13 protein-coding genes are annotated in these 18,632 nt (G+C 60.7%); 3 read left to right on the top strand and 10 right to left on the bottom strand.

Translation table 11 applies throughout. From position 1 onward, the window contains the following. Positions 1-20 precede the first annotated feature (20 nt). The 7 genes from mdtD to betI all read right to left on the bottom strand — a co-directional run bounded on the left by mdtD (position 21) and on the right by betI (position 9,601). Entirely contained in the window at positions 21-1,448 is a 1,428-nt protein-coding gene (gene mdtD, locus PF1751_RS25825) for a multidrug transporter subunit MdtD (RefSeq protein ID WP_010207136.1), read from the bottom strand. A 36-nt stretch (positions 1,449-1,484) separates the two neighbouring features. Then, positions 1,485-2,333: an alpha/beta fold hydrolase gene (locus PF1751_RS25820; protein ID WP_044288003.1), complete on the bottom strand. Its 849-nt coding sequence runs from the start codon at positions 2,331-2,333 to the stop codon at positions 1,485-1,487. Between the two features lie 287 nt (positions 2,334-2,620). Beyond that, positions 2,621-3,937, bottom strand: coding sequence for a TldD/PmbA family protein (locus PF1751_RS25815; RefSeq protein ID WP_044288002.1), 1,317 nt, complete (start codon positions 3,935-3,937; stop codon positions 2,621-2,623). Continuing rightward, a complete protein-coding gene (locus PF1751_RS25810) occupies positions 3,937-5,379 on the bottom strand; it encodes a TldD/PmbA family protein (protein WP_044288001.1) in 1,443 nt (480 codons plus the stop codon). Before PF1751_RS25810 ends, PF1751_RS25815 begins: the two co-directional genes overlap by 1 nt. Before the next feature lie 180 nt (positions 5,380-5,559). Further along, positions 5,560-7,263, bottom strand: a complete 1,704-nt coding sequence (betA, locus tag PF1751_RS25805; RefSeq protein ID WP_010207131.1) for a choline dehydrogenase — start codon at positions 7,261-7,263, stop codon at positions 5,560-5,562. A gap of 161 nt (positions 7,264-7,424) precedes the next feature. Beyond that, on the bottom strand, positions 7,425-8,897 hold the full coding sequence (gene betB / locus PF1751_RS25800; RefSeq protein ID WP_010207130.1) for a betaine-aldehyde dehydrogenase: 1,473 nt from the start codon (positions 8,895-8,897) through the stop codon (positions 7,425-7,427). Positions 8,898-9,007: 110 nt separating this feature from the next. Further along, positions 9,008-9,601, bottom strand: coding sequence for a transcriptional regulator BetI (gene betI, locus PF1751_RS25795; RefSeq protein WP_010207128.1), 594 nt, complete (start codon positions 9,599-9,601; stop codon positions 9,008-9,010). 391 nt (positions 9,602-9,992) lie between these two features. On the opposite strand from betI, the gene PF1751_RS25790 reads away from it, so the two are divergent. Continuing rightward, the gene (locus PF1751_RS25790; protein WP_226994565.1) at positions 9,993-11,927 is read left to right on the top strand and encodes a BCCT family transporter; all 1,935 of its coding nucleotides are present in this window, start codon (positions 9,993-9,995) and stop codon (positions 11,925-11,927) included. A 188-nt stretch (positions 11,928-12,115) separates the two neighbouring features. On the opposite strand, the gene choV is transcribed toward PF1751_RS25790, so the two are convergent. The 3 genes from choV to PF1751_RS25775 form a co-directional block, all read right to left on the bottom strand. Continuing rightward, positions 12,116-13,294 (bottom strand): choline ABC transporter ATP-binding protein, encoded by a 1,179-nt coding sequence (choV, locus tag PF1751_RS25785; protein ID WP_010207126.1) that lies wholly within the window; start codon positions 13,292-13,294, stop codon positions 12,116-12,118. Next, entirely contained in the window at positions 13,291-14,136 is an 846-nt protein-coding gene (choW, locus tag PF1751_RS25780; RefSeq protein ID WP_010207125.1) for a choline ABC transporter permease subunit, read from the bottom strand. Before choW ends, choV begins: the two co-directional genes overlap by 4 nt. A gap of 68 nt (positions 14,137-14,204) precedes the next feature. Next, complete coding sequence (locus PF1751_RS25775) at positions 14,205-15,152, bottom strand: choline ABC transporter substrate-binding protein (RefSeq protein ID WP_010207122.1); 948 nt, start codon at positions 15,150-15,152, stop codon at positions 14,205-14,207. A gap of 415 nt (positions 15,153-15,567) precedes the next feature. On the opposite strand from PF1751_RS25775, the gene PF1751_RS25770 reads away from it, so the two are divergent. Continuing rightward, positions 15,568-16,944: an L-serine ammonia-lyase gene (locus tag PF1751_RS25770; protein ID WP_021491298.1), complete on the top strand. Its 1,377-nt coding sequence runs from the start codon at positions 15,568-15,570 to the stop codon at positions 16,942-16,944. A 503-nt stretch (positions 16,945-17,447) separates the two neighbouring features. Next, positions 17,448-18,551 carry a choline metabolism transcriptional regulator GbdR gene (gene gbdR, locus PF1751_RS25765; RefSeq protein ID WP_005792167.1) on the top strand — a complete coding sequence of 368 codons (1,104 nt, stop codon included), beginning with the start codon at positions 17,448-17,450 and terminating at the stop codon, positions 18,549-18,551. Positions 18,552-18,632 lie beyond the last annotated feature (81 nt).

Below are 18,632 nucleotides of genomic sequence, written 5' to 3'. Positions count from 1 at the left end.
AGTTCTAGACGAGAAGCCTGTTAATGCTCGATATGCTGCTCCGGGCTGGCTGCACGCTTGCCGTCTTTGGGCGACAGTTGCAGGAAGATCGCCGCCGCCAGCATCGCCATGATGCCCACGGTGAGGAAGGTCAGTTGGAACGCGCCGAGGACGCTTTCCACACCGTCGTTGCCGGTTTCGGCGGTAAATCCGCCGAGCAGTGCACCGGCGCACGCGACCCCGAGGCTCAGCGACAACTGCGCCACCACCGACAGCAGGCTGTTGCCGCTGCTGGCCTGGGCATCATCGAGGTCGATCAGGGTGACGGTGTTCATGGCGGTAAATTGCAGCGAATTGATCGCCCCCAGTACCGCCAGCATACCCAGTAGCAGCGGGTAGGGCGTGTGCTCCGTGACCAGTCCCATGCTCGCCAGCATGATGCCCAGCGCCAGGGTGTTGCCGGTCAGGACGATGCGGTAGCCCAGGTGTTCGATCAGCGGGCGTGCCACGGACTTGGCAAACATCGCCGCCGCCGCCAGGGGCAACATGCTCATGCCGGCTTCCGACGGTGAATAACCCAGTGCCACCTGCAACAGCAACGGCACCAGGAACGGCAGGGCACCGCTGCCCAACCGCGCGAACAGGTTGCCGAGGATGCCCACGGCGAAGGTGCGGGTCTTGAACAGCACCGGTGAGAACAACGGGTTATCGATATGCCCGGCCCGCAGCCAATACGCCGCCAGGCACGCGAGCCCGCCGAACAGCAGCAACATCACCCGCAAGTGCGGCAGGTGCAGCTCGCCCAGGCCTTCCATGGCGATGGTAATCAGGATCATCGCGGCGCCAAACAGCAGGAAGCCGATTCCGTCGAATCGCGTGCGCTCAGTGCCGCGCAGGTCGGGGATGAATTTCCACACGGCGTAGCAGCCGATCATGCCCACCGGCAAATTGATCAGAAAGATCCAGTGCCATGTCAGGTACTGCACCATCCAGCCGCCCATGGTCGGGCCGAGCAACGGGCCGAGCAAGCCGGGGATGGTGATGAAGCCCATGATGCGCACCAGTTCGGAGCGGGGGTAGGCGCGCAGCACCACCAGTCGCCCGACGGGCAGCATCAGCGCACCGCCCAGGCCTTGGATCACCCGTGCGCCCACCAGCATGGTCAGGCTGCTGGACAGGGCGCACAGCAGCGAGCCAATGCTGAACAGCATGATGGCGCCAAAGAAGATTTTCTTGGTGCCGAAGCGGTCAGCGATCCAGCCCGACGCCGGGATCAGCAAGGCGACGGTGAGCATGTAGGCGATCACCACCCCTTGCATGCGCAATGGGTTCTCTGCGAGGTCCCGTGCCATCGCCGGCAGTGCCGTATTGAGGATCGTCCCGTCCAGCGACTGCATGAAGAAGGCAATCGCGACCACCCAGGGGAGCCAGCGGGCGGTCTTGGCATCAAGCGGGACGCGGTTCGGCATGGAATACCTTTTTGATAGCAGGCTATGTGTTTGCGATTATGCGCCAACCGTCGCGTGTTTTCCCACCAGGAAATCCAGCAGCTCACGGTGCACCGCTACGGCGGCTTCGTTGGATTCAAGGTCGAGCAAGTGGCCCGTCTGCTCGGCCACGGCAAAGCTGCTGCGCCCCACGTACTGCTTGAACAACTGGGCCTCGGCGGCGGGGGTGTATTCGTCCAGCGCGCCGTTGAGGAAGTGCACTGGCGTTTCAATCTGCCGCAGTGCCGGCAGGTAGTTGCCATCGCCCAAGGCCAGTACCTGGTGGATATGGAAACGCGCCTGGCGGTACTCGGTGGTGGCCATGGTCGACAGGTGACGGTGGTTGTTGCGTTTGAGCCGGGGCGACAAGTATTTGCCCACGGTTTCATTGAGCAAGTGGCCGACGGCAGATTTGTCATCCGCTTCGATCAGCACGCGCACACGTTCCACGTAGTCGAGCATGGCCTGATTGAGGTTGGGTGCCAGGGCCATCACCACCGAGCTTTCGATGGAGGGTGGGTTGTGCGCCAGGGTCAGCAGCGTCGAGATACCACCCCAGGAGGCCGACACCAGGTGGTTGACCTGGAAACGCTCGACCAGGGCGCGCAGCATGTGCACCTCGTCGTCCTTGGTTACCAGGTCGAGGTCAGTGTTGTGTTCGCGGGAATAGCCGGAGAACGGCAGGTCGAAGAGCAGCACATTGAAATGCTCTGCCAGGCATTTACTGGTGCGAGCGAACGAGCGCGTGGTGGACAGCGCGCCGTTGACCATCAAGACGGTCTTTTTTGCAGAATCGCTTCCTAGCTGCTCAACATGAACGTTGTAGTGCTTGAACAGCTTTTCAATGACAAAACTTCCATGGTTCATGTCAACGCTCCAGCTTGCCCTTCCCGGGCAAGTGCATGCAGTACTACCTGTCGGGTGGCGGGATGCCACTAACCGTTATATCGAGGTTTTTTACAGGCGACAACAGGCTGCCCCACGGAATGGGAAGAAGAGAATTGACCGTAGGAGAGGATGGAACCGAGATGTCAGAAGCTGACACAGCCCCTGTGGGAGCGGGCTTGCTCGCGAATGCGGTGCATCAGTCGCACATGTACTGACTGACACTGCGCATTCGCGAGCAAGCCCGCTCCCACAGGGGATAGTGGTGGTTAAAGGGTTAGCGTCAGGCGTTTTACCAAAGCCCCCGGCAGCAGGTTGGAGGCGGTGTTGCGCTGGCTGTAAGTGCTGGCCGACAGCAGCAGTTCCCGTTCAGCGGTCAGGGCTTCCAACTGCGTGCCGAGCAGGTGGTAGACGCTGTCATCAAAGCGCATGGTGCTGACCGGCGCCTTGATCTCGCCGTCTTCCACCCAAAAGGTGGCGAAACGCGTCATGCCGGTCAGGCGTGCCGCCGGAAGGTCCGAATAGTTCAGGTACCACAGGTTGCTGATGTACAACCCGGTGCCCAACTGCTTGAGGATATCGGCTTGGGCCAGGCTGCCGGCGGCCATCTGCAAGGCGCTGGGCGATTCATCACTGCTCGCGCCGTTGGTGCTCAAGCCGTATTCGGCAGCGCTGCGCGAATTGATCAATTGGCCATCGGCTTTCCCCGCCTTGATCAGTGTGACGTCGCCGCGTGGATAACCCTCGGTGGAAAACGCCTGGCTCAGGGAGCCGCTGATCTGTTCAGTCAGCGTCACCTGCGGGCTCAGGGACTGTTCGCCGGCATACAGCTTTTGCAGCGAGCTGCCCTTGCTGGCGATCGCCTGGGCGGAAAACCCGCCCCAGGTGATGATGCTGATGATTTCTTCAATCGCCGCCGGGGCGAGGTAGGCGCGGTAGTGTCCGGGCGCCAGTGTGTGCAGTGGGCGGCCGAGGAACTCAAGCTGTTCGCGGGCCTGCTGGAAGCGCGCGGCAAATTCGGCGCTGTCCCAGGTGTGTCCGGCGTAGCTGGCTTTCACCGCTTCGCCATTGGCGTGGAACAGGCTGAAATCGAAATTGAAGCTATTGGCCTGGTGCCAGCCGAAGGCGCCCGACGAACTGGCAAAGCCTCGGGTGATGGGGCCGGCTGCATAGAAACCGACCAGGTCGACGCCGTGGGCGGCCGCCTTGATGTCTTCCAGTACCTGCGCCAGTTCCGGCAACGGCCGGGTTTGTTCGTTGCTGCTTTGCCAGGCGTTGTGGTTCAGCAGCAGGTACGGATCCTGCGGCAGCAACGGCAGGGTTTCACGTAACTGTTGCAGGCCATCGGCCAAGCGTTGGCGGTCCAGTTCCAGCTCGCCGGCCAGGGTGATGCCGAGGTCCGCGTGGCGGCCGTCGTTGATCAGTTTCAAGCTGAGGCTGGCCTGTTGCACTTGGCCGGCCTGGCGCACCTTGGCGTGGTTGAAGCGCACGAACTCGGACGCTTCATCCGCATACCCGAGGTGGAATTGTTCGCTGTCGGTGATGGCGTGCTTGAGCCAGTCCACCAATGCCTTGAAGGTGTTCATCAGGCGTCTCCCCCAAATACGTCGACATCACTGAATACGCAGGCGGGCGACGCATGGCCGACGCGGATCACCTGGTTGGGTTCGCCTTTGCCACAGTTCGGCGTGCCCAGCACCTTGAAGGTACTGGCGTCACCGACCGCGCTGAGGTTGCGCCAGAAATTCGCGGAAATAGCCCGGTAGTTGGGGTTTTTCACCACGCCTTTCAGCTCACCGTTCTCGATCAGTTGGCCCCATTCACAGCCGAACTGGAATTTATTGCGCGCATCGTCGATGGACCATGAGCGGTTGGTCGACATCAAGATGCCGTTTTCGATGCCACCGATCAGTTGCGCAAGGCGCTTGTCGCCCGCTTCGATGTTCAGGTTGGCCATGCGGTCGATGGGGGCGCGGTTCCAACTGCTGGCCCGGCTGTTGGCCACGCCGCTCATGCCCGAACGGTATTGCGACAGCGCACCGCCCAGCGGTTTGAGCAGCAGCCCTTCGCGGATCAGGAACTGCTTGCTGGCGGGAGTGCCGTCGTCGTCATGGCTGTAGCTGGCGAGTTGTTCGGGGATGTGCGGGTCGAACGTCACGTTGAGCAACTTGGAGCCATATTGCAGGTGACCGAAGTCGCTGGCCTTCACAAAACTGGTGCCGGCGTAATTGCGCTCGTCACCCAGGATGCGATCCAGCTCCAGTGGGTGACCGATGGACTCATGAATCTGCAGGATCATCTGGTCGGGCATCAGCAGCAAGTCACGCGGGCCTTTGGGGGTGTTGGGTGCAAGCAGCAATTGCACGGCTTCGTCGGCGATGCGTGGCGCGGCTCCTACCAGGCCGAAGCGGCTGATCACATCAAACCCGCCTTGCTGGCCGAAATTGCTGCCGCCGAGGGTGCGGCTCTGGCTGTCGTTGCCGTCGTAGGCGGTGACATTGACGCCGGGGAATACAAAGCGCTGGGACTGGCGCAGTTCGGCGCCGGCGTTGTTGAGGTAGATTTGCTCGACGTGGGTCAGGCCGAGGCTGACTTCCCAGCTCACCAGGCGCTCGTCCTTGGGCACCGCGGCGGATTCGTCACCCAGCAGTTGGTAGCAGTCGCTCAGGGACGGGAAGGGCTGGTTGAGTTCGGGGGACAGATAGTCCGCCACATCGCTGGAGACGTGCTGGTCACGCAGGTCGAGTAGCGCGTGGGGCTTGATCAGGCGGGCTTGCTGTTCGGCACGCTCAAGGGCGGCTTGCAGGCCAGGCAGGGAAATGTCGTTGGTCGCTGCGTAGGCTTCCACACCGTTGAGGCGCACGGTGAGCATGGCGCCCTCGTCGTGGTTCAGGTGTGGTGGTTCGGCGACGTTTTTGCGCACGGCCAGGTATTGGCCGGATTCGCGTACGTAGCGCAGGGAGAAGAATTCGGCGCGAGTGCGCAGGGCACTGAAATGCTGTTTGAGTGTGGCGTGGTGGTCGAACATGGGGCCTTCCTTGTGGGCGGCTCGGCGCGGGCAGGCAAACAGAGTAGCCGATCAAGGAGAGGTTTTGCAGTGAATGGTTAGGCCCCTTCACGAGCAAGCCCGCTCCCACATTTTGACCGTGTGAACCCGATCAAAGGTGGGAGCGGGCTTGCTTGTGAAGGCCGCACCGCGGTGTATCAGTTACTGCGCCAGCGGGCCCACTTCACGCATCGGCTTGCCACGCACCGGCGCATCGCCGGCCACGTAGTAGTCGGCGGTGCTGCGCGGCAGTGGCTGGCGGCCACGGATCTTGTCGGCGATTTTCTCGGCGATCATGATCGTCGGTGCGTTCAGGTTACCGGTGGTGATGATCGGCATGATCGACGCATCCACAACGCGCAGACCCTGCATGCCATGCACGCGGCCTTCGCCGTCCACTACCGCCATCTCGTCGGTGCCCATCTTGCACGAGCAGGACGGGTGGAACGCGGTTTCAGCGTGTTCGCGGATGAACTTGTCGAGCTGTTCATCGGTTTGCACGTCAATACCTGGGCTGATTTCGCGGCCACGGTAGGGGTCCAGTGCCGGCTGCTGCATGATTTCACGGGTCAGGCGGATGCCGTCGCGGAATTCCTGCCAGTCCTGTTCGGTGGCCATGTAGTTGAAGAGGATGCTCGGGTAGTCCCGTGGGTTCTTCGACTTCAGCTGGATGCGGCCACGGCTCGGCGAACGCATGGAGCCCATGTGCGCCTGGAAACCGTGCTCTTTCACACCGTTGCTGCCGTTGTAGTTAATCGCTACCGGCAGGAAGTGGTACTGGATGTTCGGCCACTCGAATTCTTCACGGGTGCGGATGAAACCGCCCGCTTCGAACTGGTTGCTGGCGCCGATGCCGGTGCCGTTGAACAGCCACTCGGCGCCGATGGCCGGCTGGTTGTACCAGAGCAGCGACGGGTACAGCGACACGGGTTGGGTGCACGCGTATTGCAGGTACAGCTCAAGGTGGTCCTGCAGGTTTTCGCCGACGCCTGGCAGGTCATGGACCACCGGGATGTCGAGGCTTTCCAGCAGTTTGGCCGGGCCGACACCGGAGCGTTGCAGCAATTGCGGCGAAGCGATTGCACCGCTGCACACCAGTACTTCTTTACGGGCGCGGGCTTCAACGCGTTCTTCGGCGGCGCCGATCAGGTAACGCACGCCGACGGCACGCTTGCCTTCGAACAACACTTTGTCGGTGAGGGCGTGGGTGACGATGGTCAGTGTCGAACGCTTCTTGGCCGTGTCCAGGTAACCGCGCGCGGTGCTGGCACGACGGCCGTTTGGCGTGACGGTACGGTCCATCGGGCCGAAGCCTTCCTGCTGGTAGCCGTTCAAGTCTTCGGTGCGTGGGTACCCGGCCTGTACGCCGGCTTCAACCATGGCGTGGAACAGTGGGTTGTTGCCGGCTTTCGGCGTGGTCACGCTGACCGGGCCATCGCCGCCGTGCCAGTCGTTCGGGCCGATGTCCCGAGTTTCAGCTTTTCTGAAATAGGGCAGGCAGTCCAGGTACGTCCAGTTTTCCAGGCCTGGCAATTTCGCCCAGTTGTCGTAGTCCATGGCGTTGCCACGGATGTAGCACATGCCGTTGATCAAGGAAGAGCCACCCAGGCCCTTGCCGCGACCGCATTCCATGCGACGGCCGTCCATGTGTGGCTCTGGATCGGTCTCGTAGGCCCAGTTGTAGCGGCGGCCTTGCAGCGGGAACGCCAGGGCGGCTGGCATCTGGGTACGGAAGTCTAAGCGGTAGTCGGGGCCGCCGGCTTCCAGCAGCAGGACGGTGACGCCTTCGTCTTCGGTCAGACGGGTCGCCAGGGTGTTACCGGCGGAGCCGGCACCCACAATGATGTAGTCGTATTCTTGGGACATTGGATGCACCCTCTTTGAAGTCTAGTCAGGTCGGGCCTCATCGGGGGGCAAGCCCCCTCCCACCTTTGACTGTATTTACACATCTGAACTTGTGAACACAGTCAGTGTGGGAGGGGGCTTGCCCCCGATGGCGGCCTTATAGGCAATACAAGGCTCGGTTCTTAGAACACCGAGGCGTAGTCGCCCAGTTCAACCTGTACCGATTTGATGCGGGTGAAGTTGTTCAGCGAGCTGATACCGTTCTCACGACCCACACCGGATTGCTTGTAGCCACCCACCGGCATCTTCGCGTCGGATTCGCCCCAGGCGTTGATCCAGCAGATACCCGCTTCCAGCTGATGAATCACGCGGTGGGCGCGGTTCAGGTCTTTGGTCACCAGGCCGGCGGCCAGGCCGAAGTCGGTGTCGTTGGCGCGGCGGATCACTTCTTCTTCGGTTTCGTAGGTGAGGATACTCATCACTGGGCCGAAGATTTCTTCACGGACGATGGTCATTTCGTCAGTGCAGTCGGTGAACACGGTCGGGGCCACGAAAGCGCCTTTGGCGAATTCGCCGTCGGTCAGACGGTCGCCGCCGCACAGCACGCGTGCGCCTTCTTCCTTACCTTTGGCGATGTAGCCCAGCACGCTTTCCATGTGGGCGAAGCTGACCAGCGGGCCGAAGTTGGTGTTGTCGTCTTGCGGGTTGCCGACGCGGATGCGTGCAACGCGCTCAACGATCTTGGCTTCGAACGCCGCTTGCAGGTGCTTGGGCACGAACACGCGAGTGCCGTTGGTGCAGACCTGGCCGGAGCTGTAGAAGTTGGCCATCATCGCGATGTCGGCGGCACGATCCAGGTCGGCATCTTCGAACACGATCAGCGGCGACTTGCCGCCCAGTTCCATGGTCACTTCCTTGAGCGACGAGCTCGAAGCGCTGGCCATGACTTTCTTGCCGGTGTCGGTGCCGCCGGTGAACGAGACTTTTTCGATGCGCGGGTGCTCGGTCAACCAGGTGCCGACTTCACGGCCGCTGCCGGTCAGGACGTTGAACACGCCAGCCGGAACACCGGCTTCGGTGTAGATCTCGGCCAGTTTCAGGGTGGTCAGCGAAGTGACTTCGCTAGGTTTGAAGATCATCGCGTTACCCGCGGCCAGGGCCGGTGCGGATTTCCACAGGGCGATCTGGATCGGGTAGTTCCACGCGCCGATACCGGCGACCACGCCCAGCGGCTCGCGGCGGGTGTAGACGAAGGAAGTGTCGCGCAGTGGGATCTGCTCGCCTTCGATGGCCGGCACCAGGCCTGCGTAGTATTCGAGCACGTCAGCGCCGGTAACGATGTCGACGTACTTGGTTTCGGAGAAGGCTTTACCGGTGTCCAGGGTTTCCAGGGCGGCCAACTCGTCGTTGCGCTCGCGCAGGATGTCGACGGCACGACGCAGGATGCGCGAACGCTCCATGGCGGTCATCGCAGCCCAGATTTTCTGGCCTTTTTCGGCGCTGACCACGGCACGTTCAACGTCTTCTTTCGTTGCGCGTTGCACTTGGGCGAGAACTTCACCGTTAGCCGGGTTGATGGCTTCGAAGGTGGCATCGCTGCCAGCGTCGGTGTAGCCGCCGTCAATGTAGAGTTTTTGCAGGTCGAAACGGGCCATAAAGTCCTCGCAAGTGCATAAGTGGTTGGCGTTAACCGCCGAAAAGTGGGCCATAAGGGTCTGGCGACACTGATCAACAGCCGTTCAGGGGTTGAGCGGTTATAGATGCTCTAACTCACCTGCTTGGCCAATTGGAAATCCATGTATTCGTAAGCGATCCGTTGCGCCTGCTCCGTGTCGAAAGCGTCTCCCGACAGGGCGCCGCGCAACCACAAACCGTCGATCAGGGCCGCCAGGCCTCTGGCTGCTTTGCGTGCGTGCGGCAGCGGCAGCACTCGGCGGAACTGGCAGCACAGGTTGGAATACAGACGTTGATCGTTGATCCGCTGCAACCTGTGCAATGACGGGTGATGCATGCTGGTGGCCCAGAAGGCCAGCCAGGTTTTCATTGCCGGGCCATTGACCTGGCTGGCGTCGAAGTTGCCCTCGATGATCACCCGAAGGTGCGCCCGTGGGCTGTCGTCCTTCAGCGCAAGCCTGCGTTCGTGGACGTTCTCGATCAGCACATTCATCAAGTACCGCATCGTTGCGGCGATCAGGCCGTTCTTGTCCTGAAAGTAGTGACTGATGATGCCGTTCGAGACGCCGGCCAAACGGGCGATCAGCGCAATGCTGGCATCTCCCATTCCGACCTGATCGATCGCCGTCAGTGTGGCTTCGATCAACTGCTGGCGGCGTATGGGTTGCATACCGACCTTGGGCATGTAGCACCTCTCCTTAGGCCTGCCGATGGACGATCCACGTCCGTCGGCTTGAGGGCCAGTCTATTTTGTTTTGATTGAACGTTCAATCAACAAAGAATAAGATCTGCGACAAATGGTCGCTGCCTACAGATATTTCCTACTTGTGAGCCGCGACATCTGACACCTGTAAAAAACCTTGAAACAGGCCGTATCAGGGCCTGGGCGTCGCTTCGGCGAGGCTCAAGAATTTTAGGGGTGTCTTTATAACACCCGTCCGTCGACTGCCGAAAAATCGATGTCCCGGGATAACCGTTGCCTTGTGTTTCTCTCTCGCACTGCCCGGAGCATCTGCGCCATGAGTTCTGCCTCTCTTATAAAGACCCCGCCGGAAAAGGTGCGGGTCAACGGTTGGGTGTTCTACACCTCCACCGCGTTGATTCTGTTGTTGACTGCCATCCTGATCATCGCCCCGCAGGAGGCCGGGCGCATGCTCGGCGTAGCACAGGCGTGGCTGTCGAAAAGCTTTGGCTGGTACTACATGGTGGTCATCGCCGCCTACCTGGTGTTCGTGGTGGGCCTGGCGTTTTCGTCCTACGGCAAGTTGAAACTGGGCAGCAAGGACGACACCCCGGACTTCAGCTACGGCGCCTGGGCCGGCATGTTGTTCTCGTCGGGCATCGGCATTTCGCTGTTGTACTTCGGTGCTTCCGAGCCGCTGGACCACTACTTCAACCCGCCCGAAGGCGCAGCCGCCAGCAATGGCGCCGCACGCCAGGCGCTGCAACTGACGTTCCTGCATTGGGGCCTGCACGGCTGGGCGATCTATGCCTTGGTCGGCCTGGCCGTGGCGTACTTCGCGTATCGCCATAACCAGCCGCTGGCCTTGCGTTCGGCGCTGTACCCACTGGTGGGCGAGCGTTGGGTGAAAGGCGCGGCCGGCCACGCGGTGGACGGCTTCGGCATGTTCGTGACCCTGCTGGGCCTGGTGACGAACCTGGGGATTGGTTCGATGCAGGTGTCGTCCGGGTTGGAAAACCTGTTCGGCATGGAGCACAGCAACACCAACCTGTTGATCGTGATCATCGTGATGAGCACCGTGGCGACCATCGCCGCCGTGTCGGGTGTTGAGAACGGCATTCGGCGCCTGTCCAACCTCAACATCGTGTTGTTCAGCGGCCTGTTGATTTTCGTACTGTTGTTCGGCCCGACCCTGCACTTGCTCAACGGTCTGGTGCAAAACACCGGTGACTACCTCAACGGCATCATCCTGAAAACCTTCGACCTCTACGTGTACGAAGGCGACGCCGACAAGACCGAACGCTGGATGGGCCTGTGGACACTGTTCTACTGGGCCTGGTGGATTTCCTGGGCGCCATTCGTGGGCATGTTCATCGCGCGTATTTCCCGTGGTCGCACGGTGCGTGAACTGGTGGCCGGCGTGCTGCTGATCCCGTTGGGCTTCACCTTGGCGTGGCTGTCGATCTTCGGTAACTCGGCATTGGACCTGGTGCTGAACCAGGGTGCGGTGGCGTTGGGCAAGACTGCGTTGGAACAGCCTTCCATGGCCATCTACCAACTGCTTGAGCATTACCCGGCGTCGAAAATCGTGATCGGCGTGTCGATCTTCGTGGGCTTCGTGCTGTTCCTGACCCCGGCGGATTCCGGCGCGGTGATGATGGCCAACCTTTCCTGCAAAGGCGGCAACGTGGATGAAGATGCGCCGCACTGGCTGCGGATCTTCTGGTCGGCGGTGATCACCCTGGTGACCATCGGCTTGCTGTTCGCGGGCAACTTCGAAGCCATGCAGACCATGGTGGTGCTGGCGGGGCTGCCATTCTCGGTAGTGTTGATCTTCTTTATGTTCGGCTTGCACAAAGCCATGCGCCAGGATGTGGCCATCGAACAGGAGCAGGCGCAATTGGCCGAGCGGGGTCGTCGTGGTTTCAGCGAGCGCTTGACCGCGCTGGACCTGCAACCGAGCCAAGGCACCGTGCAACGCTTCATGGATAAGCACGTGACGCCAGCGCTGGAAGAAGCGGCGACGGCGTTGCGTGAACAGGGGCTGGAAGTGCAGACCCTGCTGGGTAAATCCAAGCGCTGCATCGGTGTGCGCATCGAGATGGCAGAGGGCAACCCGTTTGTCTACGAAGTGAGCCTGGATGCTTACTCGTCGGCACCGAGCGACCTTCCCGAGGAAGAGCGCACGCGTTACTACCGCGCGGAGGTCTACCTGCACAATGGACCTCAGGAATACGACCTGATGGGCTTCACCCAGGAGCAGATCACCCGGGACGTGCTCGATCAGTTTGAAAGCCATCGGCAGCTCCTTGGCCGTGTCTATAGCTGATAGTTGAAAACGGGTGGTGTCCTCACTGACACCACTGGGTCCAAATGTGTAAACAGAACTAAATGTGGGAGGGGGCTTGCCCCCGATAGCAGTGTGTCAGTCAGTACTTCTGTTACTGATACACCGCAATCGGGGGCAAGCCCCCTCCCACATTGACCCAGTTTCTACATTGAGATGTGCAGTGTTTGTCAGCCCAGGTTCTTGCCCAGCAGGGCATGGTAAAGCTCACTGTCCCCCAGAATCCCCACTACCTGGTTGTTGTCATGCAGCACCAGCTTGTTTCCGGTGTGATAACGAATCTGCAACGCATCACGCATGCCGATGTTCGAGTCCACCAGCGTCGGCACCCGGCCCAGACCTTCCACCGCTTGCCCCGGTACCCAGTTCTGCAGGTTCATCACCGCGCCATTCTGGCGAGCGCCCTTGATGGTGTTGCCCTCGGCCAGGTCCAGCCACGAGTCGCCGCCCGGGTCCAGGCAGACTGAACCGTTGACGCGCTTGCAGTTGTCCAGGGTGCGCATCAGGCTGCGGCCGCACAACACGTTCAGTGGGTTGGTATGCGCGACGAAGGTACGCACATAGTCATCCGCCGGGTTCAGGACGATCTCTTCCGGCACGCTGTACTGGATGATCTTGCCGTCTTTCATGATCGCGATACGGCTGCCCAATTTGAGTGCTTCGTCGAGGTCGTGGCTCACGAACACGATGGTCTTGCTCAGCTTGCGTTGCAGTTCCAGCAGCTCGTCCTGCAGGCCCTGGCGGATCAGCGGGTCGAGGGCGGAGAAGGGTTCGTCCATCAGCAGGATATCGGCGTCCATCGCCAGCGCACGGGCCAGGCCGACGCGCTGCTGCATGCCGCCGGAGAGTTCGTCCGGCTTCTTGTTACGCCATTGGGTCAGGCCCACCAGCTCAAGTTTTTCATCCACCAGCTTGCGTCGGTCTTTCTCCGGGCGGCCCTGCATTTCCAGGCCGAAGCTGATGTTTTCGCGCACCGTCAGCCAAGGCATCAGGGCGAACTTCTGGAACACCATGGCGATGCGCTTGGTGCGCATCATTTTCAGCTCGGCGGGTGTGCAGGAGGCGATGTCGATCTGGCGACCTTCATGCTCGACGAACAGCTGGCCACGGCTCACGGTGTTGAGGCCGTTGATGCAGCGCAACAGACTGGATTTGCCGGAGCCCGACAGGCCCATCAACACACAGATCTCGCCTTTCTCGATGTCCAGGCTGGCTTTTTCCACGCCAACAATCTGCCCGGTTTTTTTCAGGATCTCGTTACGGCTCATGCCTTGGTCCAGCAGCTTGAGCGCTTCGCGTGGGTCTTTGGAGAAGATCACGTCGACTTTGTCGAATCGGATAATGCTCATGCATCACCCCCTACTTTAGCGTCGGGTTGTTTGCAGATGCGGTCGAGCATGATGGCCAGCAGCACGATCGCCAGGCCCGCTTCAAAGCCCAGGGCGATATCGGCGGTGTTCAGTGCGTTGACCACGGGTTTGCCGAGGCCATCGGCGCCCACCAGGGCAGCGATCACCACCATCGACAACGACAGCATGATGCATTGGGTAATGCCGGCGGCAATGCTCGGCATGGCGTGGGGCAGTTCAATGCGCGAGAGCAACTGACGGCGCGAGCAGCCAAAGGCCTTGCCGGCGTCCATCAACTCTTGGGGTACATCACGGATACCCAGGTAGGTCAGGCGGATCGGCGCGGCAATCGCGAACACCACCGTAGAAATCAGCCCAGGCACCACACCCAGCCCGAAGAGGGTCAGGGTTGGGATGAGGTAGACGAAGGTCGGCACGGTCTGCATCAGATCGAGTACCGGCCGCATCATGGTGTAAAACATCGGTTTATGCGCGGCAACAATGCCCAGCGGCACACCGATGACCACGCAGACCAGGGTGGCGAACAGCACTTGCGCCAGGGTCTCCATGGTTTCCTGCCAGTACCCCAGGTTCAGGATCAGCAGGAAGGAGGCGATGACAAAAACAGTCAGTCCCCATTTACGTTGGATAAAGTGAGCCAGCAGCGCAATCAGACCGATCAATGCCAGCGGATTGAACCAGGTCAGCGCGAACGTCACGCCGTGGATCATCGTTTCCAGTGTCGATGCGATTGCGTCGAAGTAGTTGGCGCCGTGTTGGGTCAACCATTCGACGAAGGCAGCGATGTACTGGCCTAGTGGGATTTTCTGTTCAGTCAGCATGGTAGTGAATGTCCACATGCGAAGAGGGAAAACATCCCGGGACAGCGCACCGCCCCGGGGATAGCGGATTACTTGGCGAGGTAGGCTTTAACGGCGTCGAGTCCTGGTTTGCCATCTATGGTGGTGACACCGGCAAGCCAGGTGTCGAGGACTTGCGGGTTCTTCTTCAGCCAGGCTTTCGCCGCGGCGTCGGGTTTCATCTTGTCGTCCAAGACATTACCCATCAGGGTGCTTTCCATATTCAGGGTGAACACCAGGTTTTTCAGCAACTGGCCCACGTTGCTGCATTCCTCGGTGTAGCCCTTGCGGGTATTGGTGTAGATGGTGGCCTGGCCGTAGTTGGGGCCGAACGAATCGTCACCCCCGGTCAGGTACTTCATCTTGAAACGGGTGTTCATCGGGTGCGGTTCCCAGCCGAGGAACACGATGGCCTGGTCGCGTTTGGTGGCGCGTTCGACCTGGGAGAGCATGCCGGCTTCGCTGGACTCGACGACTTTGAACCCTGCGGTTTTCAGGCCGAAGGCGTCTTTGTCGATCAGCGTCTGGATGGTGCGGTTGCCGTCGTTACCCGGCTCGATGCCGTAGATCTTGCCGCCCAGTTCATCCTTGAATTTGGCGATATCGGCGAAGTCCTTGAGGCCTTTGTTGTACAGCGCTTCCGGGACGGCCAGGGTGTACTTGGCGTTCTCCAGGTTGGCGCGCACGGTTTCCACGGTGCCGGCATCACGGTACTGCTTGATGTCGTTTTCCATGGTCGGCATCCAGTTGCCGAGGAAGACGTCCATGTTCTTGCCGTCGGCCAGCGACTTGTAGGTCACTGGTACCGAAATCATCGTGGTGCGCGGCTTGTAGCCCAGGCCCTTGAGGATCTCGCTGGTAGTCGCGGTGGTGACGGTGATGTCGGTCCAGCCGACATCGGAGAAGTTGACGGTCTGACATTGTGCCGGTTCTGCGGCGTGCGCCATGACTGGCAGACTCAGCATGGCGGCCAACAACAACGAGGGTGAACCTTTCATCTGGGTAGACTCCTGTGTTTTTTCTGGCGGCATTCGCCGCGCTTTATAAGTGTTGCGGTTGGTGCGTGCGACAACAGCTCTGGCACGGTGCCTTGCAAACGAGTCGAGACTGATCATGTACCAGTGAAAATCTGACGCCTACAGGGGGCGTCGTATCCAGTACAGGGATGGTCGTATCCAGTGTCGGTGACGTCGCTTACAGATTTTTCCACAGGCAAAACTGCAGTTTTTGCCCATCTGCACCGTTAAAAACGGCCAAAACAGGCGATCGCACGGGAGCGACGCTGGTGAGCATGAGTGCGTCGGTGTGAGACGCCGTGACGGCAAGTAAAAGCTTGATGATGCCGCCATCTGGGCGATCTGAGCGTAGCAGCTCCTTGGTGTCCGGCCTGTTCACCTGCGGAGTCCCACGTTAATGGCTATCAGTGTTTTCGACCTGTTCAAGATCGGCATCGGGCCTTCTAGTTCTCACACCGTCGGCCCCATGCGCGCCGCGGCGTTGTTCGTTCAGGCTTTGCGTGAACGTGAACTGTTGGAACAAGTGCGGCGCGTCGAAGTTCAGCTCTACGGCTCATTGTCGGCCACCGGCATTGGTCACGGGAGCGACACCGCGACCATCATGGGCCTGATGGGCGAATGGCCAGATGCGATCGACCCATCGCAAATCGGCCTGCGCATCCACACCCTGCGCGAGACCGATACGCTGCTGCTGGACGGCCGTTTGCCGGTGCCCTTCGTATGGGCGCGGGACATGCGTCTGCTCGACGAAAACCTGCCGTTCCACCCCAATGCGATGACCCTGGTGGTGACGGGCGATCACGGTGAGCTGCACCGTGACACCTACTATTCGGTGGGCGGCGGCTTTGTGGTGGATGAAGCCCAGGCGCAGAGCGGCGTGGCCGATATGGACCGCACCGAGCTGCCGTATGATTTTTCCAGCGCAGTCGAGCTGTTGCAGCTGTGCAAGACTCACAACCTGCGTGTCGCCGAGTTGATGCTGGCCAACGAGAAAACCTGGCGCTCCGAGGAAGAAATCCGCAGCGGACTGATGAAGCTCTGGCGCGCCATGCAGGATTGCGTGGAGCAGGGGCTCAAGCACGAAGGCATCCTGCCCGGCGGCCTGAACGTGCGCCGCCGTGCCGCCAAGTTGCACCGCAGCCTGCAGGAATTGAACAAGCCCAATGTGATCGGCTCGACGTTGAGCGCGATGGAATGGGTCAACCTGTTCGCCCTGGCGGTGAACGAGGAAAACGCCGCCGGTGGGCGCATGGTGACGGCCCCTACCAACGGCGCGGCGGGGATCATCCCGGCGGTGTTGCACTACTTCATGAAATTCAGCGAGGAAGTCACCGAAGCCAACGTGGTCGACTACCTGCTTGGTGCGGCGGCGGTAGGCATCCTGTGCAAGAAAAACGCCTCGATCTCGGGTGCCGAAGTCGGCTGCCAAGGGGAGGTAGGCTCGGCCTGCGCCATGGCCGCCGCCGGCTTGGCCGAGATTCTTGGCGCCACGCCGGAACAACTGTGCAACGCCGCTGAAATCGGCCTGGAACATAACCTGGGCCTCACTTGCGACCCGGTGGGCGGGCTGGTGCAAGTACCGTGCATCGAGCGCAATGCAATTGCGGCGGTGAAGGCAATCAACGCAGCGCAAATGGCGCTGCGGGGCGACGGCCAGCACTTTATCTCCCTGGACCGAGTGATCCGCACCATGCGCGATACCGGGGCGGATATGCATGACAAATACAAAGAGACATCGCGGGGCGGGTTGGCGGTGAGTGCTGTGGAGTGTTGAGCCAGTGACGCCGCTATCGCAGGCAAGCCAGCTCCCACATTTGGAATACATTCCCCTGTGGGAGCCGGGCTTGCCCGCGATAGCGGCAGTTCAAGCAACACTGCTCATAAAGTGAACACCGGATCCAAAAGCGCCACCTTTTAGCGCGTCGCAAACAGATAAGTAGCTACCGAACGATTTCCCGCCCGACCCGCTGTCACCCGTGCTTTGGGTGACAGACTTCTCCCACGCCCGCAAAGCGCCTTCCCACAAGTGCTACCGATCTGCTCATCCCCTGTGGATAAGCTCATTCCTACGGCTGATTTCGGCTATATCCGTACGTGCGGCGCGGGCTTATCTAGACACGTCATCAGGTCGTTTTTAGGAGTTATTGGACGGCCATTCAATTTTAGGCATGGCATTTGCTCTATCAATTCAAAGCCTCTCTCCTCGCTGGATGTAGAGCGCAATAACAAGAGCCTCGCCTGAGGCCATCACCCGCTTTTGTGTGAGGAGATACTGCGATGACGTCGTTCAACTCCGGGGCCCAACCCCAGAACCGTGCGCCTCAATCCATCGGCTTTTTGCTGCTGGACAATTTCACGCTGATTTCCCTGGCGTCCGCAGTCGAACCGCTGCGCATGGCCAATCAGCTCTCCGGCCGCGAGCTGTATCGCTGGACGACCTTGAGCGTCGACGGAAACCAGGTGTGGGCCAGCGACGGTCTGCAAATCACCCCCGATGCTTCCATGCACAAAGCCCCGGCCCTGGACACGGTGATCGTGTGCGGCGGCGTGGGCATCCAGCGCACCGTTACCCGTGAACATGTGTCGTGGCTGCAAAGCCAGGCACGCCAGTCCCGTCGCCTCGGCGCGGTGTGCACCGGCAGCTGGGCCCTGGCCTGCGCCGGTTTGCTTGATGGATTTGATTGCAGCGTGCACTGGGAATGCCTGGCCTCGATGCAGGAAGCTTTCCCCCGCGTGGCCATGAGCACACGCCTGTTCACCCTCGACCGCAACCGCTTCACCAGCTCCGGCGGCACCGCGCCGCTGGACATGATGCTGCACCTGATCAGCCGCGACCACGGCCGTGAACTCTCGGCCGCCATTTCCGAAATGTTCGTCTACGAGCGTATTCGCAACGAACAGGATCACCAGCGTGTGCCGCTCAAGCACATGCTCGGCACCAACCAGCCGAAGCTGCAGGAAATCGTCGCGCTGATGGAGGCCAATCTGGAAGAGCCGATCGACCTGGACGAACTGGCGGTGTACGTCGCGGTGTCTCGTCGCCAGTTGGAGCGCCTGTTCCAGAAATACCTGCACTGTTCGCCATCGCGCTACTACCTCAAGCTGCGCTTGATCCGCGCACGGCAGTTGCTCAAGCAGACGCCGATGTCGATCATCGAAGTGGCGTCGGTGTGCGGGTTCGTGTCTACGCCGCACTTCTCCAAGTGCTACCGCGAATACTTTGGCATTCCGCCACGGGATGAGCGCGTAGGTTCCAACACCACCCAGCAGGTGGCGATGATGCCGATCCCGCAGGCGCTGGTATTGTCACCGTTGTCGGGGCCGATGTCGGCGTTGAGCCAGGCCAGGAACGAGTCGACTTTCGCCAGCGTAAGGCTCTAGACCGAGTCGCCTGCGTTCGCGAGCAAGCCCGCTCCCACAGGTGACCGAGTTCCACCTTTGAAATGCGGTCGAATGTGGGAG

This window comes from Pseudomonas simiae (assembly GCF_000934565.1).
Taxonomy (GTDB): Bacteria; Pseudomonadota; Gammaproteobacteria; order Pseudomonadales; family Pseudomonadaceae; genus Aquipseudomonas; species Aquipseudomonas simiae.
The sequence above is the reverse complement of the archived record's forward strand: the minus strand, read 5'-3'. Positions and strand labels throughout refer to the sequence as shown.

What these genes read in the sequence shown, in the direction of transcription:
- choW (WP_010207125.1), bottom strand. Translation starts at nt 14,136, where the DNA reads ATGCTGACTGAACAGAAAATCCCACTAGGCCAGTACATCGCTGCCTTC.
- PF1751_RS25815 (WP_044288002.1), bottom strand. Translation starts at nt 3,937, where the DNA reads ATGAACACCTTCAAGGCATTGGTGGACTGGCTCAAGCACGCCATCACC.
- PF1751_RS25770 (WP_021491298.1), top strand. Translation starts at nt 15,568, where the DNA reads ATGGCTATCAGTGTTTTCGACCTGTTCAAGATCGGCATCGGGCCTTCT.
- betB (WP_010207130.1), bottom strand. Translation starts at nt 8,897, where the DNA reads ATGGCCCGTTTCGACCTGCAAAAACTCTACATTGACGGCGGCTACACC.
- mdtD (WP_010207136.1), bottom strand. Translation starts at nt 1,448, where the DNA reads ATGCCGAACCGCGTCCCGCTTGATGCCAAGACCGCCCGCTGGCTCCCC.
- PF1751_RS25775 (WP_010207122.1), bottom strand. Translation starts at nt 15,152, where the DNA reads ATGAAAGGTTCACCCTCGTTGTTGTTGGCCGCCATGCTGAGTCTGCCA.
- gbdR (WP_005792167.1), top strand. Translation starts at nt 17,448, where the DNA reads ATGACGTCGTTCAACTCCGGGGCCCAACCCCAGAACCGTGCGCCTCAA.
- betI (WP_010207128.1), bottom strand. Translation starts at nt 9,601, where the DNA reads ATGCCCAAGGTCGGTATGCAACCCATACGCCGCCAGCAGTTGATCGAA.
- PF1751_RS25820 (WP_044288003.1), bottom strand. Translation starts at nt 2,333, where the DNA reads ATGAACCATGGAAGTTTTGTCATTGAAAAGCTGTTCAAGCACTACAAC.
- PF1751_RS25810 (WP_044288001.1), bottom strand. Translation starts at nt 5,379, where the DNA reads ATGTTCGACCACCACGCCACACTCAAACAGCATTTCAGTGCCCTGCGC.
- choV (WP_010207126.1), bottom strand. Translation starts at nt 13,294, where the DNA reads ATGAGCATTATCCGATTCGACAAAGTCGACGTGATCTTCTCCAAAGAC.
- betA (WP_010207131.1), bottom strand. Translation starts at nt 7,263, where the DNA reads ATGTCCCAAGAATACGACTACATCATTGTGGGTGCCGGCTCCGCCGGT.